Origin of the sequence: Citrobacter portucalensis (genome assembly GCF_023374935.1) — a bacterium.
GTDB lineage: Bacteria > Pseudomonadota > Gammaproteobacteria > Enterobacterales > Enterobacteriaceae > Citrobacter > Citrobacter portucalensis.
In genome coordinates this window covers 4,776,558-4,793,026 of the sequence record NZ_CP092466.1, presented here as the reverse complement: position 1 = coordinate 4,793,026, position 16,469 = coordinate 4,776,558, and the positions used below count along the sequence as shown (strand labels likewise).

General features: G+C 54.2%; 13 protein-coding genes. 7 read left to right on the top strand and 6 right to left on the bottom strand.

Going from position 1 to position 16,469, the window contains the following annotated elements; translation table 11 throughout:
• The first annotated feature begins 138 nt into the window (after positions 1-138).
• From metA to aceK, 4 genes are all read left to right on the top strand, one after another.
• On the top strand, positions 139-1,068 hold the full coding sequence (metA, locus tag LY264_RS23110) for a homoserine O-acetyltransferase MetA (protein ID WP_003826503.1): 930 nt from the start codon (positions 139-141) through the stop codon (positions 1,066-1,068).
• A gap of 268 nt (positions 1,069-1,336) precedes the next feature.
• A complete protein-coding gene (aceB, locus tag LY264_RS23105; RefSeq protein ID WP_071692185.1) occupies positions 1,337-2,938 on the top strand; it encodes a malate synthase A in 1,602 nt (533 codons plus the stop codon).
• A 31-nt stretch (positions 2,939-2,969) separates the two neighbouring features.
• Positions 2,970-4,274 (top strand): isocitrate lyase, encoded by a 1,305-nt coding sequence (gene aceA / locus LY264_RS23100; protein WP_003031609.1) that lies wholly within the window; start codon positions 2,970-2,972, stop codon positions 4,272-4,274.
• Positions 4,275-4,376: 102 nt separating this feature from the next.
• A complete protein-coding gene (aceK, locus tag LY264_RS23095) occupies positions 4,377-6,158 on the top strand; it encodes a bifunctional isocitrate dehydrogenase kinase/phosphatase (protein WP_048227502.1) in 1,782 nt (593 codons plus the stop codon).
• Positions 6,159-6,244: 86 nt separating this feature from the next.
• Here aceK and iclR read toward each other — a convergent pair whose 3' ends face one another.
• Positions 6,245-7,069 carry a glyoxylate bypass operon transcriptional repressor IclR gene (iclR, locus tag LY264_RS23090; protein WP_003826510.1) on the bottom strand — a complete coding sequence of 275 codons (825 nt, stop codon included), beginning with the start codon at positions 7,067-7,069 and terminating at the stop codon, positions 6,245-6,247.
• 195 nt (positions 7,070-7,264) lie between these two features.
• On the opposite strand from iclR, the gene metH reads away from it, so the two are divergent.
• Positions 7,265-10,948 (top strand): methionine synthase, encoded by a 3,684-nt coding sequence (metH, locus tag LY264_RS23085; protein WP_048227501.1) that lies wholly within the window; start codon positions 7,265-7,267, stop codon positions 10,946-10,948.
• A gap of 220 nt (positions 10,949-11,168) precedes the next feature.
• Complete coding sequence (locus LY264_RS23080; RefSeq protein ID WP_048213962.1) at positions 11,169-12,800, top strand: Na/Pi cotransporter family protein; 1,632 nt, start codon at positions 11,169-11,171, stop codon at positions 12,798-12,800.
• 166 nt (positions 12,801-12,966) lie between these two features.
• Here the strand turns inward: LY264_RS23080 and pepE are convergent, their stop codons facing one another.
• The 4 genes from pepE to LY264_RS23060 form a co-directional block, all read right to left on the bottom strand.
• Positions 12,967-13,656 (bottom strand): dipeptidase PepE, encoded by a 690-nt coding sequence (gene pepE, locus LY264_RS23075; protein ID WP_003841421.1) that lies wholly within the window; start codon positions 13,654-13,656, stop codon positions 12,967-12,969.
• A gap of 110 nt (positions 13,657-13,766) precedes the next feature.
• Positions 13,767-14,045, bottom strand: coding sequence for an addiction module antidote protein (locus LY264_RS23070; RefSeq protein ID WP_032942057.1), 279 nt, complete (start codon positions 14,043-14,045; stop codon positions 13,767-13,769).
• Positions 14,038-14,355 carry a type II toxin-antitoxin system RelE/ParE family toxin gene (locus LY264_RS23065; RefSeq protein ID WP_032942059.1) on the bottom strand — a complete coding sequence of 106 codons (318 nt, stop codon included), beginning with the start codon at positions 14,353-14,355 and terminating at the stop codon, positions 14,038-14,040. The genes LY264_RS23070 and LY264_RS23065 overlap by 8 nt, the downstream gene beginning before the upstream one ends.
• Positions 14,356-14,618: 263 nt before the next feature.
• Entirely contained in the window at positions 14,619-15,170 is a 552-nt protein-coding gene (locus LY264_RS23060; RefSeq protein ID WP_048215148.1) for an AAA family ATPase, read from the bottom strand.
• Between the two features lie 254 nt (positions 15,171-15,424).
• On the opposite strand from LY264_RS23060, the gene LY264_RS23055 reads away from it, so the two are divergent.
• Complete coding sequence (locus LY264_RS23055; RefSeq protein ID WP_008786892.1) at positions 15,425-15,607, top strand: hypothetical protein; 183 nt, start codon at positions 15,425-15,427, stop codon at positions 15,605-15,607.
• Positions 15,608-15,656: 49 nt separating this feature from the next.
• Here the strand turns inward: LY264_RS23055 and LY264_RS23050 are convergent, their stop codons facing one another.
• Positions 15,657-16,469, bottom strand: a complete 813-nt coding sequence (locus tag LY264_RS23050; protein WP_032942070.1) for a shikimate 5-dehydrogenase — start codon at positions 16,467-16,469, stop codon at positions 15,657-15,659.

Genomic DNA, 16,469 nt, shown 5'->3' with positions numbered 1-16,469 from the left:
TACTGCACTATTCTACAGCAAGGAGCCGTGAAACTTTCTCAACTTGAGGATGCAAGCTCGACATTCGCATGATTCCTGGGTATCTTCAGCTATCTGGATGTCTAAACGTTTAAACGTATGTTGTGAGGTTATCAGGTTATGCCAATTCGCGTGCAGGACGAGCTACCCGCCGTCAATTTTTTGCGTGAGGAAAACGTCTTCGTGATGACGACATCCCGCGCTTCCGGTCAGGAAATTCGTCCACTGAAGGTGCTCATCCTCAACCTGATGCCCAAGAAGATTGAAACGGAAAACCAGTTCCTGCGCTTACTGTCTAACTCACCGCTGCAGGTTGATGTTCAGCTATTGCGCATCGATGCCCGCGAGTCACGCAACACCCCAACGGAGCATCTGAATAACTTCTACTGTAATTTCGAGGATATCTGCGATCAGAACTTTGACGGATTGATCGTGACCGGCGCGCCGTTGGGTCTGGTTGAATTTAATGATGTGGCTTACTGGCCGCAGATTAAACAAGTGCTTGAATGGGCCAAAGATCACGTTACCTCGACGCTATTTGTCTGTTGGGCGGTGCAGGCCGCGTTGAATATCCTGTACGGAATTCCCAAGCAAACCCGCACGGACAAACTCTCAGGCGTCTATGAGCACCATATTCTGCACCCTCATGCGCTACTGACGCGTGGATTCGATGATGCGTTCCTGGCCCCGCATTCCCGCTATGCTGATTTCCCTGCAGCGCTTATCCGCGACTACACCGATCTCGAGATCTTTGCTGAAACCGAAGAGGGAGATGCCTACCTGTTTGCCAGCAAAGACAAACGTATCGCCTTCGTGACGGGTCATCCTGAGTATGACGACCACACACTTGGCAGCGAATATTTTCGTGACGTCGAAGCGGGCTTATCGCCGGAAGTACCCTATAACTATTTCCCGAAAGATGACCCGCAAAACAAACCGCGGGCAACCTGGCGTAGCCACGGTAATTTGTTGTTTACCAACTGGCTCAACTATTACGTCTACCAGATCACGCCATATGATCTGCGTCACATGAATCCAACGCTGGATTAATCTTCTGTAGCAGACGATCCTTAAGCGTTTCAGCATATTGAATCAGGCACCTTCGGGTGCCTTTTTTATTTCCGAAACGCACCTCATCGTGTAATTAAATTTTATTTATATTGTTATCAACAGGTTAATTGATAATTAAATTAAAAATGGAAATTGTTTTTGATTTTGAAATTTAAATGAGTAGTCTTAGTTGTGCTGAACGAAAAGCGCACAACGATCCTTCGTTCGCATTGGGGATGTGTTTGGATCAATGACGAGGAACTACGCAATGAATCAACAGGCAACGACAACCGATGAACTGGTCTTCACCAGGCCGTTTGGCGAACAGGAACAGCAAATTCTGACCGCTGAAGCAGTGGAGTTTCTGACTGAACTGGTGACAAGATTTACGCCAAAGCGGAATAAACTTCTGGCTGCACGTATCCAGCAGCAGCAGGATATTGATGACGGTAAGTTGCCTGATTTTATTTCGGAAACAGCTTCCATTCGTGAAGGTAACTGGAAAATTCGCGGAATTCCTGATGATTTACTGGATCGCCGCGTAGAGATCACCGGACCCGTTGAGCGCAAGATGGTCATCAACGCGCTGAACGCGAACGTCAAAGTCTTTATGGCCGACTTCGAAGATTCACTGGCTCCTGAGTGGAGCAAAGTTATCGACGGGCAGATCAACCTGCGCGATGCGGTCAATGGCACCATTAGCTACACCAACGAAGCGGGTAAAATTTATCAGCTCAAACCTAATCCGGCTCTGTTGGTATGTCGCGTTCGTGGTCTGCACCTGCCGGAAAAACACGTCACCTGGCGTGGCGAATCCATCCCGGGCAGCCTGTTCGACTTTGCCCTCTATTTCTTCCACAACTACAAAACGTTGCTGGCGAAAGGCAGCGGCCCTTATTTCTATCTGCCAAAAACGCAGGCATGGCAAGAAGCGGCATGGTGGAGCGAAGTGTTCAGCTATGCCGAGGACCGCTTTAACCTGCCGCGCGGCAGCATTAAAGCGACCCTGCTGATTGAAACGCTGCCTGCCGTCTTCCAGATGGACGAAATTCTGCACGCCCTGCGTGACCACATTGTGGGTCTGAACTGCGGTCGTTGGGACTACATTTTTAGCTATATCAAAACACTGAAGAACCACCCGGATCGCGTGCTGCCGGACCGTCAGGTGGTGACGATGGATAAACCATTCCTCAGCGCCTATTCGCGTCTGCTGATTAAAACCTGTCATAAACGTGGCGCATTCGCGATGGGCGGCATGGCAGCGTTCATTCCCAGCAAAGATGCGGAACGTAACAACCAGGTTCTGACCAAGGTAAAAGCGGACAAAGCACTGGAAGCAAATAACGGTCATGACGGCACATGGATTGCCCATCCGGGACTGGCAGATACCGCCATGGCGGTGTTCAACGACGTACTCGGTGAAAACAAAAATCAGCTGTTCGTGACCCGTGAAGAAGATGCCCCGATTACCGCAGAGCAACTGCTGGCACCTTGTGAAGGTGAGCGTACTGAAGAAGGCATGCGCGCCAATATCCGTGTCGCGGTGCAGTACATCGAAGCGTGGATCTCCGGTAACGGCTGCGTACCGATTTACGGTCTGATGGAAGACGCGGCCACCGCCGAAATCTCCCGTACCTCCATCTGGCAGTGGATCCACCACGAGAAGACGCTCAGCAACGGCAAGCCGGTTACCAAACCGCTGTTCCGTCAGATGCTGGCCGAAGAGATGCTGGTGATTCAGGACGAGCTGGGCGAACACCGCTACAGCAGCGGGCGTTTTGACGATGCCGCGCGCCTGATGGAGCAAATCACTACCTCTGATGAACTGATCGATTTCTTGACCCTGCCAGGCTACCGCCTGCTGGCGTAATTCACCGCATAACAATATGGAGCATCTGCACATGAAAACCCGTACTCAACAAATCGAAGAATTACAGAAAGAATGGACTCAACCGCGCTGGGAAGGCATCACCCGTCCATATAGCGCGGAGGAAGTGGTGAAATTACGTGGCTCGGTCAACCCGGAATGCACGCTGGCGCAGCTTGGCGCGGCGAAAATGTGGCGTCTGCTGCACGGCGAATCGAAGAAAGGTTATATCAACAGCCTCGGCGCGCTGACCGGCGGTCAGGCGCTGCAGCAGGCGAAAGCCGGTATTGAAGCGGTCTACCTTTCAGGCTGGCAGGTGGCGGCAGATGCCAACCTGGCATCCAGCATGTACCCGGACCAATCGCTGTATCCGGCGAACTCTGTCCCGGCGGTGGTGGATCGGATCAACAACACATTCCGTCGCGCCGATCAGATCCAATGGTCAACCGGTATTGAGCCGAACGATCCTCGCTATGTCGATTACTTCCTGCCGATCGTTGCCGATGCGGAAGCAGGGTTTGGCGGCGTACTGAACGCGTTTGAACTAATGAAATCGATGATTGAGGCTGGTGCAGCGGCCGTTCACTTCGAAGATCAGCTCGCATCGGTGAAAAAATGTGGTCACATGGGCGGCAAAGTGCTGGTTCCGACTCAGGAAGCTATCCAGAAACTGGTGGCCGCCCGTCTGGCAGCCGACGTCATGGGTGTGCCGACGCTGGTGATTGCACGTACCGATGCCGACGCAGCCGATCTGATTACGTCTGATTGCGACCCATACGACAGCGAATTCATCACTGGCGAACGTACCAGCGAAGGGTTCTACCGTACGCATGCGGGTATTGAGCAGGCGATCAGCCGTGGTCTGGCCTACGCACCGTATGCGGATCTGGTGTGGTGTGAAACCTCCACGCCGGACCTCGAACTGGCGAAGCGTTTTGCCGATGCGATTCACGCGAAATTCCCAGGCAAGCTGCTGGCCTACAACTGCTCGCCGTCGTTTAACTGGCAGAAAAACCTGGATGACAAAACCATTGCCAGCTTCCAGCAGCAGCTGTCGGATATGGGTTACAAATACCAGTTCATTACCCTGGCGGGTATCCACAGCATGTGGTTCAACATGTTCGACCTCGCGCACTCCTATGCGCAGGGTGAAGGCATGCGCCACTATGTTGAGAAGGTTCAGCAGCCAGAATTTGCGGCAGCTAAAGACGGTTACACCTTCGTCTCCCATCAGCAGGAAGTGGGCACAGGTTACTTCGACAAAGTCACCACCATCATTCAGGGCGGAGCTTCCTCGGTGACCGCGCTGACTGGCTCGACCGAAGAATCGCAGTTTTGATTAATGCCCGGTGGCGCTGCGCTTACCGGGCCTACGAAGGGATGTAGGCCGGATAAGCGAACGCGCCATCCGGCATGACGTTGTGCCGGATGGGAGACATTGATGACGCGTGGCCTGGAATTACTGATTGCTCAGACTATCTTGCAAGGTTTCGACGCCCAGTACGGGCGTTTTCTGGAAGTCACCTCCGGCGCGCAGCAGCGTTTTGAACATGCCGACTGGCATGCGGTTCAGCAGGCGATGAAAAGCCGTATTCACCTTTACGATCATCACGTAGGTCTGGTGGTGGAGCAGTTGCGCTGCATTACTGACGGCAAAAGTACCGACGCGGATTTTTTACTTCGCGTGAAAGAGCATTACACCCGGCTACTGCCGGATTACCCGCGCTTCGAGATTGCGGAGAGTTTCTTTAACTCCGTTTACTGTCGGTTATTTGACCACCGCTCGCTGACTCCCGAGCGGCTGTTTATTTTCAGTTCTCAGCCAGAGCGCCGTTTTCGCACGATCCCACGTCCGCTGGCGAAAGACTTTTTTCCGGATACCGGCTGGGAGTGGCTGCTGACGCGCGTTCTTAGCGATCTGCCCCTGCGTCTGCCGTGGCAGAACAAACATCGTGATATCCACTACATCATCGAATACCTGACCGAAACCCTGGGAGCGGATGTGTTGCCCGGCTGCCATTTACAGGTGGCGAACGAACTGTTTTATCGCAACAAGGCTGCCTGGCTGGTCGGTAAGCTGATTACTCCTTCGGGGACGCTACCGTTTTTACTGCCAATCCACCGGACTGATGAAGGCGAATTGTTTGTCGATACCTGTCTGACCACGACGGCGGAGGCGAGCATTGTGTTTGGCTTCGCCCGCTCCTATTTTATGGTTTACGCCCCTTTGCCCGCGGCGCTGGTGGAGTGGCTGCGCGAGATCCTGCCCGGTAAAACCACCGCCGAACTGTACATGGCGATTGGCTGTCAGAAACACGCGAAGACCGAAAGTTACCGCGAATATCTGCTCTATCTTGCCCATTGCGATGAGCAATTTATTGAAGCACCAGGGATCCGCGGCATGGTGATGTTGGTGTTTACGCTGCCGGGTTTTGACCGAGTGTTTAAAATCATCAAAGACAAATTTGCCCCGCAAAAAGAGGTGTCTGCCGCCCACGTCCGCGCCTGCTATCAACTGGTCAAAGAACACGATCGTGTTGGGCGGATGGCTGACACCCAGGAATTCGAGAATTTTGTGCTGGAGAAACGGCAAATCGATCCGGCGCTGATGGCGCTGTTATTGCAGGAAGCCCCGGAAAAAATTACCGATCTCGGCGATCAGATCGTCATTCGCCATCTGTATATTGAACGACGGATGGTGCCGCTGAATATCTGGCTGGAGCAGGTCGAAGGTCAGCAACTGCGCGATGCCATTGAAGAGTACGGCAACGCCATTCGTCAGCTGGCCGCCGCCAATATTTTCCCCGGCGATATGCTATTTAAGAACTTCGGCGTGACCCGTCACGGGCGTGTGGTGTTCTACGATTACGATGAAATCTGCTACATGACGGAGGTGAATTTCCGTCATATCCCGCCGCCACGCTACCCGGAAGATGAGATGAGCGCTGAGCCGTGGTACAGCGTATCGCCGGGAGATGTCTTCCCGGAAGAGTTTCGTCACTGGCTATGTGCCGATCCGCGTATCGGGCCGCTATTTGAAGAGATGCACGCTGACCTGTTCAGCGCTGACTACTGGCGCGGCCTACAGACGCGCATCAAACACGGTCACGTGGAAGATGTTTACGCCTACCGGCGTCGGCAGCGGTTCAGCGTGCGTTATGAAACCGACCGTAGGCCGGATAAAGCACTTGCGCCGCCATCCGGCAATGTGCGCCGTGCCTGATGCGCTACGCTTATCAGGCTTACAAATCTGCCCTAACCTTGGATAGCCGGCCGGGTAAGGCGTAGCCGCCACCCGGCAACCCCATCTTAGCGAAATCCGCCGTACGCCAGCGTTACTTCTTTCGCCGCTTTGATCGCCATGGCGCCAAACTCGGTCACGCGATCGTCGGTAATACGCGAAATGGGTCCGGAGATGGAAATCGCAGCGAACGGCTCGCGGTGCTCGTCATAAATGCACGACGCCACGCAGCGCAGACCCAGCGCATGTTCCTCATCATCAAAGGAATAGCCGCGCTTGCGCGTCTGGGCCAAATCCTCTTTCAGATGCACTGGCGACACCAGCGTGGCGTGTGTATAAGCATGCAGGCCTTTGCGGTGCAGCAGGCCAGTCACTTGTTCTTCGCTCAGTTGGGATAAAAACGCCTTACCCGCACCGGAGGCGTGCATCGGCAGCTTGCCGCCGATAGGCGCGGACATGCGCATCAGTTGGGTGCACTGCACCTGGTCGATAATAATGGCCTGATGGTCGCTTTGATCCAGCACGGCCAGGTTTACCGTCTCACCGGAATCTTCCATCAGCTTGCGCAGGATCGGATGCACAATTGCCAGCAGATTACGGCTTTGCAAAAAGCTGCTGCCTACGATGAACGCATGCGCACCTACGGCCCAGTGGCCTAATTCACCCACCTGACGGACAAAACCCTGCTGCTGCATGGTGGTCAGCAAACGGTGGGTCGTGGAGTTTGGCAGGCCGGCCTGCTGAGCCAGCTCGGTCAGCGCCACGCTGCCGTTGGATTCCGCAATCCACTCCAGCAGCTTCAGGCCGCGGGTCAGAGACTGAACCTGCCCGGTTGCAGGCGCAGTAGCGGCGGCGGGTTTTCTACCGCGTTTCGCGGGGACAGTGGCTACCATGGCAGACTCCTTTTCTGTATCGTGGAAATCATTTTCGTTTTATTCAATTATAATGCAAGAATTCCTGTACTGATCGGATGAGTGAAGCTGAACATGTCTCATGTTGGCCGTTGTTCTCTTTTCCGCCTCTCAGGTTTGTGCCAGTATGACCTGTTGAGTTTTTTTCGGTCTGGTTGAGCGTTGTCGGGAGCGAGTGTGAGCAGCAAAGTAGAACAATTACGTCAGCAGTTAAATGAACGTATTCTGGTGCTGGACGGCGGTATGGGCACCATGATCCAGGGATATCGTCTGAGCGAAGAGGATTTCCGCGGCGAACGCTTTGCCGACTGGCAGTGCGATCTGAAAGGTAACAACGACTTGTTGGTGCTCAGCAAACCGGAGGTCATCGCCGCCATCCATAACGCCTACTTTGAGGCGGGCGCGGATATCATCGAAACCAACACCTTTAACTCGACGACTATCGCCATGGCGGATTACCAGATGGAATCCCTGTCGGCGGAAATCAACTTTGCGGCAGCCAAACTGGCGCGTGCGGCGGCTGACGAATGGACGGCGCGCACGCCGGAAAAACCGCGCTACGTCGCGGGCGTGCTCGGCCCAACGAACCGTACGGCGTCTATCTCGCCTGATGTTAACGACCCGGCTTACCGCAACATTACCTTTGATCAGCTGGTGGCCGCCTACCGTGAATCCACCAAAGCGCTGGTGGAAGGCGGCAGTGACCTGATCCTGATTGAAACCGTCTTCGATACTCTGAACGCCAAAGCCGCTATTTTCGCGGTTAAAACCGAATTTGAAGCGCTGGGCGTTGAGCTGCCGATTATGCTCTCCGGCACCATCACCGATGCTTCCGGGCGTACGCTCTCCGGCCAGACTACCGAAGCATTCTACAACTCCCTGCGCCACGCCGATGCGCTGACCTTCGGTCTGAACTGTGCCTTAGGTCCGGACGAATTGCGCCAGTACGTGCAGGAACTGTCGCGCATAGCCGAATGCTACGTGACCGCGCACCCGAACGCCGGTCTGCCGAACGCCTTTGGTGAATACGATCTCGACGCCGACACCATGGCGGCGCAGATTCGCGAGTGGGCTGAGGCCGGTTTCCTGAATATCGTCGGCGGCTGCTGCGGCACCACGCCGGAACATATCGCCGCCATGAGCCGCGCAGTGGATGGCTTACCGCCGCGCCGCTTGCCGGAAATCCCGGTTGCCTGCCGCCTTTCCGGCCTTGAGCCGCTGAACATCGGCGACGACAGCCTGTTTGTGAACGTCGGCGAGCGTACCAACGTCACCGGTTCGGCCAAGTTTAAACGCCTGATCAAAGAAGAGAAATACAGCGAAGCGCTGGACGTCGCCCGTCAGCAGGTGGAAAGCGGCGCGCAGATCATCGATATCAACATGGATGAGGGGATGCTCGACGCCGAAGCGGCAATGGTGCGTTTCCTCAACCTGATCGCCGGTGAGCCGGATATCGCCCGCGTGCCGATTATGATCGACTCCTCGAAATGGGACGTTATCGAGAAAGGGCTGAAGTGCATTCAGGGTAAAGGCATCGTTAACTCCATCTCGATGAAAGAGGGGGTTGAGACCTTTATCCATCACGCGAAGCTGCTGCGTCGCTACGGTGCCGCGGTGGTGGTGATGGCCTTTGACGAGCAAGGGCAGGCCGATACCCGCGCACGTAAAATCGAAATCTGCCGTCGGGCGTACAAGATTCTTACCGAAGAGGTAGGCTTCCCGCCGGAAGACATCATCTTCGACCCGAACATCTTTGCTGTCGCGACCGGTATTGATGAGCACAACAACTACGCGCAGGACTTTATCGGCGCGTGTGAAGACATCAAACGCGAACTGCCGCACGCACTGATCTCCGGCGGCGTTTCTAACGTTTCATTCTCGTTCCGTGGCAACGACCCGGTACGTGAAGCCATTCACGCGGTATTCCTCTACTACGCCATTCGCAACGGCATGGACATGGGGATCGTCAATGCCGGGCAGCTGGCAATTTACGACGACCTGCCCACCGAGCTGCGCGATGCGGTTGAAGATGTGATCCTCAACCGTCGTGACGATGGCACCGAACGACTGCTGGAGCTGGCAGAGAAATATCGCGGCAGTAAAACCGACGACACGGCGAATGCCCAGATGGCGGAATGGCGCACCTGGGAGGTGAAAAAGCGCCTCGAATATTCGCTGGTGAAAGGCATTACCGAGTTTATTGAGCTGGATACCGAGGAAGCGCGCCAGCAGGCTGCGCGTCCGATCGAAGTTATTGAAGGACCGCTGATGGACGGCATGAACGTCGTTGGCGATCTGTTCGGCGAAGGAAAAATGTTCCTGCCGCAGGTGGTGAAATCCGCCCGCGTGATGAAGCAGGCGGTGGCGTACCTCGAACCGTACATTGAGGCCAGCAAAGAGAAAGGCTCCAGCAATGGCAAAATGGTCATCGCGACCGTGAAGGGCGATGTGCACGATATCGGCAAAAACATTGTCGGCGTGGTGCTGCAATGTAACAACTACGAAATCGTCGATCTTGGCGTGATGGTGCCCGCGGAGAAAATCCTCAGAACGGCGCGTGAAGTGAATGCCGACTTGATAGGCCTTTCCGGGCTGATTACCCCGTCGCTGGACGAAATGGTCAACGTGGCGAAAGAGATGGAGCGTCAGGGTTTCACTATTCCGCTGCTGATTGGCGGCGCGACCACCTCAAAAGCGCACACGGCGGTGAAAATTGAGCAGAACTACAGCGGCCCGACGGTGTACGTGCAGAACGCCTCGCGTACCGTTGGCGTGGTGGCTGCGCTGCTCTCTGACACCCAGCGCGATGACTTTGTCGCCCGTACGCGTAAAGAGTACGAAACCGTGCGTATCCAGCATGCGCGTAAGAAACCGCGTACCCCGCCAGTAACGTTACAGGCTGCCCGCGACAACGATCTGGCCTTCGACTGGGAAAACTACACCCCGCCGGTGGCGCATCGTCTGGGCGTGCAGGAAGTGGAAGCCAGCATCGAAACTCTGCGCAACTACATCGACTGGACGCCGTTCTTTATGACCTGGTCGCTGGCCGGGAAATACCCGCGCATTCTCGAAGATGAGGTAGTAGGAGAAGAGGCGAAGCGCTTGTTCAAAGACGCCAACGACATGCTGGATAAACTCAGCGCTGAGAAGACCCTGAATCCGCGCGGCGTGGTGGGGTTATTCCCGGCCAACCGCGTGGGTGACGATATCGAGATTTACCGTGACGAGACGCGTACGCACGTCATCAACGTGAGTCATCATCTGCGCCAGCAGACGGAAAAAGTCGGTTTCGCCAACTACTGCCTGTCTGACTTTGTTGCGCCGAAATTGAGCGGCAAAGCGGATTACATCGGTGCTTTCGCGGTGACCGGGGGACTGGAGGAAGATGCGCTGGCGGATGCCTTTGAAGCCCAGCATGACGACTACAACAAGATCATGGTGAAAGCGATCGCCGACCGTCTGGCGGAAGCATTCGCAGAATATCTGCATGAGCGTGTGCGTAAAGTCTACTGGGGCTATGCGGCGAATGAGAACCTCAGTAACGATGAGCTGATCCGCGAAAACTACCAGGGGATTCGCCCGGCACCAGGCTATCCGGCGTGCCCGGAACACACCGAAAAAGCCACCATCTGGGAACTGCTGGATGTGGAAGCACACACCGGAATGAAACTCACCGAATCCTTCGCCATGTGGCCAGGCGCGTCGGTTTCCGGCTGGTATTTCAGTCATCCGGACAGCAAGTACTACGCCGTGGCGCAAATCCAGCGCGATCAGGTTGAAGATTATGCCTTCCGTAAAGGCATGAGCGTGGCGGAAGTGGAGCGCTGGTTAGCGCCGAACCTCGGCTACGACGCCGACTGATTCACAAAACTGTCATCTTTCTTTACAACAAACAGGGCGCTCAATGAGTGCCCTGTCTCTTTATTACGTTTAAACCCTTATACTGAAAGGGGGCCGTTGCCGGATGGCGGCGTAAACGCCTTATCCGGCCTACATAGGGATGATTTGTAGGCCTGATAAGCGCAGCGCCATCAGGCAAATGAGCCTCAAAAAACCATAAAAATAAGGAGAACCTGATTCCGTGTTAACTCTGTTACACCTGCTTTCTGCTGTATCTATGCTGGTTTGGGGTACGCATATTGTGCGTACCGGCGTGATGCGTGTCTTTGGCGCCCGCTTGCGTACCGTCCTCAGCCGTAGTGTTGAAAAGAAGCCGCTCGCCTTTTGTGCGGGTATCGGCGTGACGGCGCTGGTGCAAAGCAGCAACGCCACCACCATGCTGGTGACCTCGTTTGTCGCCCAAGATCTCGTGGCGCTTACCCCGGCGCTGGTCATTGTGCTGGGTGCCGACGTGGGGACCGCGCTGATGGCGCGTATCCTGACCTTCGATCTCTCATGGCTATCCCCACTGCTGATTTTCATCGGCGTGATCTTCTTTCTCGGGCGTAAGCAGTCCCGCGTGGGGCAACTGGGGCGGGTTGGCATCGGGCTGGGGTTGATTTTACTTGCGCTGGAGCTGATTGTGCAGGCGGTCACGCCGATAACTCAGGCTAACGGCGTACAGGTTATTTTCGCCTCGTTGACCGGCGATATTATGCTGGATGCGCTGATTGGCGCCATGTTTGCGATTATCAGTTACTCCAGTCTGGCGGCGGTGCTGCTGACGGCCACGCTGACCGCGGCAGGCATTATCTCGTTCCCGGTGGCGTTGTGTCTAGTGATTGGTGCCAACCTCGGCTCCGGCCTGTTGGCGATGCTCAACAACAGTGCTGCGAATGCTGCTGCCCGTCGCGTGGCGCTCGGCAGCCTGCTGTTTAAGCTGGTGGGCAGTCTGATTATCCTGCCGTTTGTTCATCCGCTGGCCAATCTGATGGATGAACTGCCGCTGCCGAAATCTGAACTGGTTATCTACTTCCACGTCTTCTACAACCTGGTGCGCTGTGTGGCGATGGTGCCGTTCGCCGAACCGATGGCGCGTTTTTGTAAGCGCATCATTCGCGATGAGCCGGAGCTGGATGCACATCTGAAACCCAAACATCTGGACGTCAGCGCGCTGGATACGCCGACGCTCGCTCTGGCCAATGCCGCCCGTGAAGCCCTGCGTATCGGCGACGCGATGGAGCAGATGATGGACGGGCTGAAGAAAGTAATGCACGGCGAACCGCGTGAAGAGAAAGAGCTGCGCAGGATGGCGGACGACATTAACGTGCTGTACACGGCAATTAAGCTCTATCTGGCGCGGATGCCAAAGGATGAGCTGGCGGAAGAGGAATCGCGCCGTTGGGCGGAGATTATCGAAATGTCGCTCAACCTTGAGCAGGCTTCCGATATTGTCGAACGTATGGGCAGCGAGATAGCCGATAAGTCGCTGGCCGCCCGCCGGGCATTCTCTGTCGAAGGGCTGAAAGAACTGGATGCGCTCTACGATCAGTTGCTCAGCAATCTGCAGCTGGCGATGTCAGTGTTCTTCTCAGGAGATGTGACCAGTGCCCGTCGTCTGCGTCGCAGCAAGCACCGCTTCCGTATTCTCAATCGTCGTTATTCGCATGCGCACGTTGACCGTCTGCATCAGCAGAACGTGCAGAGCATCGAGACCAGCTCCTTGCACCTGGCGCTGTTGGGCGATATGCAGCGTCTGAACTCGCTGTTTTGTTCCGTGGCTTACAGCGTGCTGGAACAGCCGGATGAAGACGATGAGCGGGATGATTACTAATGAGGACAGGTGAAATATTGCCCGATGGCGCAGTCCGGTAGGCCGGATAAGGCGAAGCCGCATCCGGCAATGTGCGCTGAACTGCCTGATGGCGCTGCGCTTATCAGGCCTACAGTTGTAGCCCGGATAAAGCGAAGCCGCCATCCGGCATCAGACAACAAATCAACTAAAAGCAGTGGCCTGCTTCAACGGCAACCGCTTCTTCACCCGCTTTAAAGATATACGTGGTGTTCGGGCCGCCGAGCACGGACTTACCGTTACTCACCTTAATCCAGTTCCCTTCCGGCAGGCCAATCACCGTCAGCTCCGGTGCCACAACCAGCAGCTCGCGGATACGCTGTTCACGCGTTTCGCCTTTATGGCCTTCCGGCAGCGCGTTGGTGAAGTGTGGGTTAATCTGCAGCGGGAACAGACCCAGCGCATCAAAACCTTTTGGATCGACAATCGGCATGTCGTTGGTAGTGCGGATGGTCTGGCAGGCAAGGTTGGAACCTGCGCTCCAGCCGATGTACAGCGCACCGCGTTTGACGACATCCACAATCGGCGCCAGCAGTCCGCGTTCGCGGCTTTCTTTCAGTAACTGGAAGGTATTACCCCCGCCGACAATCACCAGCTCTGCGTTTTCAATAGCGGCAATCGGATCGGCAACGGTATGAATACCCGTAACGTTGACACCCATTGGCGCAAAGATGGCTGCCGTTTTCGCTGTGTACTCATCCCAGGTTTGCGTCACGCCAGCGAACGGAATAAACACCGCCGTACGGCGACCATTCAGTTGTTCAGCAATCAGCGGCAGCGCATGTTCCATCCAGCCTTTGCCCGGCAGCGTCGAGTTACTCAATAAAAGCAGTTCCATCATTTCTCCATGTAATCAGAAAATTACAAACCGCGCTAATGCTACCACTATCAGGCTAACGCCTTACTGATATGGCTCACGATGTTGGAAGGGGGAGATAGAAGCTGAGGCTATTTTTTAAGTGTCAATTCAATGCCGAGTACCTTCATCACTGCAAGGGTGGTTTTCAGCGTCGGGTTACCTTTCTCACTAAAAGAGCGATAAAGCTGCTCGCGGGATAATCCCGTTTCTGCCGCAATGTTCGCCATTCCCTTAGCGCGAGCTACCACGCCCAGTGCTTTTGCAATGTATGCTGCATCGCCTGTTTCGAGGGCATCGGCCATAAACACGGCAATTTCTTCATCATCAACCAGCGCAGTCGCGGGATCGTAGTGAGTAAGTTTATTCATGGCAGAAGATCTCCTGTGAATCCAGTGTACGGGCGAGCATTTTTGCAAGAGTAATATCGTTGGCTTGTGAGCTTTTATCGCCCCCACATAACAAAATGATGATGCGGCAACCTTGCTGTTTAAAGTAAATCCTGTAGCCAGGACCGTAAGAAATGCGCATTTCGCTGACGCCTTCCCCAACAGGTTTAACATCACCAGCTAAACCATTAGCCAGACGAAAAAGGCGTGTGGCAATGAGCGTTTTAGCTCTCCTGTCCCGTAGGTTTTGCTCCCAACGCCGGAAAACCATTGTCTGAAGAATTTCCATGATGACGTTCCATGTATTTTATAAACTACATTATGAATTGACAAGTTGAGACTAGAGAGTAAAAAAATGGGGAGTAAGGGGAAATGCTTGCTGGAGGAAACAGGAAAGTGTCTCGCAATAATACGTAGTTTTTCAGGATGCTGCGGTTGATACGAGAATCGATGATAGGGGATTGGGAGGGCTTTGTGCCAGGAGCGGAAGCTATATGTCCACTAGAATATGACAGATTCATGCATGGTGATTCACCACTACACGTAGTTGCCGTCTTAGCAGGGTTTTATCTTGGAAAGAATAAAATCCACTCGCTCTTCTACAGAAACACATGGTAATTCAATCAACTGATAGTCATACATACGGTATGTTTTTACCATTGCGTGATATGTCGCGATGGCAACATCGAAAGATTGTTTGCGCTCTGTGTCCTGTACATATATTTCACGCCAGGGTGGTGCAATAAATACGATTCGGTTATAGCGAAATTTCTCGATGGCGTTTTCCAGATGCCTCGGTATGGTAAGTTCAGAAAGACATAAATAACCTACAACATCAGGAACACCACGATCAAAGAAGCAGGGTTGTGTATGCCCTTCCGCTTCATGCCACGAACGCATTTCCCAGGATAGCATCAGCTCTGCAAATGCAGTCTGGTTGGCCCACGGTAATGCATCGCCGCCGATGTTAACCTGGTCTTGGATCACACCTCTTCCAGCTTCTTTAGAACACCAAAACCCTCGTTTTATAATCGTATCAATTATCGTGCTTTTGCCTGACCCTGGGCCACCAGTCAGAATGAATCGATGCTGAAACGCTGAAGACATTGAACTCTCCCAAACCTTCTTAGACGCGATGATTTAGCAATTGATGGCGTACTTTTTGCGTATCGTCATATTACCTGCTGATGGCATGACTAACTACGTTTTATCCCCATTTTAATGTCCGCTATTCTCTCATTTCACAGGCCGATCTACTTTATTTCTCACTCGCCGAGGCGTTCCGCCATCTTGATTGTAGCCATCTCACTACTGAAGAAAATCTGGCGCTATCGTTTGGCTGTGAAGAGGCGCTGGCAGGGTTGTACCAGACGCTGAATTTTATGGGCGAAAGCCTGCTGACCATGGCGGGTGAAGGTCAGGAACATTTTGCGTATGAGAGCATATGCCAGTTAGGACACAGTCTGGTCAACATCAGCCAGTTGATTCCCGCACTGGTGCAGTTAGAAGCGAAAGCTGACCAGCAACTGTTCGCTGTTGCATAGTACCTAAAATTGACAGAGCGCCCACCCCTGGCGCTCTGTTCCTGCTCTCTTACCCCGCCCGCGCAAATTCTGCCGCTTCGGCGATTAGCGCGTCATCTGGGCGTACGCCGGTGTACATGGCGAACTGCTCTACGGCCTGTAAGGCAATCACCTCTGCACCGCTGATGGTCTTTTTACCTAATTGCTGTGCCAGTTTGATTACCGGTGTTTCCGGCGGCAGGGCGACGACGTCAAACACCACGCTGGCGGCAGCGACCATTGCTTCGCTGTAGGCCAGTTCATCGCTCTCTTTACCGCCAGCCATGCCGACTGGCGTCACGTTGACCAGAATATCGCAGGTAATCCCTTCCGGCTGCGGTTGCCACTGGAAACCGTACTGTTTTGCCAGCGCCGGACCGCTCTCCCGGTTACGGGCGGCGACGATCACATCGCGAAAACCGGCATCGCGAAATGCAGCAATGACCGCTTTACCCATTCCACCGCTGCCGCGGATCATGACGCGTGCGTGGTTATCAAGCTGGTGGCTGGTAATCAGGCTTTTTACCGCAATGTAGTCGGTGTTAAATCCTGTCAGCGTACCGTTGTCATTGACAATGGTGTTAACGGAATCAATGACTTTTGCGGAAGGATCGATGGCATCCAGAAACGGCATGCAACTCTCTTTAAACGGCATAGAGACCGCACAGCCGCGAATCCCGAGTGCGCGAACGCCTTTCACTGCGGCCTCAATATCCTGCGTAGTAAAGGCTTTGTAGATAAAATTTAACCCTAACTTTTCATATAGATAGTTATGAAAGCGTGTGCCAAAGTTGCCGGGGCGACCGGCAAGCGACATGCACAACTGGGTGTCGCGGTTAATCAT